Annotated in this window: 1 protein-coding gene; it reads right to left on the reverse strand. The window is 56.0% G+C overall.

The genetic code is table 11. From position 1 onward, the window contains the following. On the reverse strand, nucleotides 1-559 hold a 559-nt coding region (trhA, locus tag Q4563_RS15635; RefSeq protein WP_303605116.1), incomplete at both ends, for a PAQR family membrane homeostasis protein TrhA.

The following is a 559-nucleotide window of genomic DNA, read 5'->3' on the forward strand; positions in this document are numbered from 1 at the left end:
GGGTTGGGCCACTTGAAAGCGTAAATCATTGCACCAACGGTGTAGAAGCCGCCGCCAGCGGCCAGCCATAACAGGGCGTCAACCGGGATACGTTCCATGGCGGGCTGCGCTGCGACAACCACTAGCCAGCCCATGGCAACATACACCAGAGTTGATAGCCAGCGTGGTGCGGTAATCCAGACCAGTTTCAGTACCACGCCAAATCCCGCCAGCGTCCATACGATTGCAAACAACCACCAGCCCATCGGGCCATGGAGTGGAATCAGGCAAAACGGGGTGTAGGTTCCGGCGATCAGTAAAAAAATCGCGATATGATCCAGCCGCTTGAGCCGGGTGATTGTTTGCCCGGAGCCTTGTACCAGGTGGTACAGGGCACTGCTGGCAAACATCAGCAGCATGGTGATGCCAAAAAGACTGAAAGATACAATGTGCCAGAGGTTGCCGTACTGCGCTGCCCGGCTATACAGAATATAAAGTGCTACCAGCGAAAGAAGAGCGCCGGCAAGATGGCTAAAGCCGCTGACTGGCTCACGAAAAAGGGCTTGGGGGCTGGCAGATG

It is taken from the genome of Gilvimarinus sp. 1_MG-2023, from assembly GCF_030548285.1.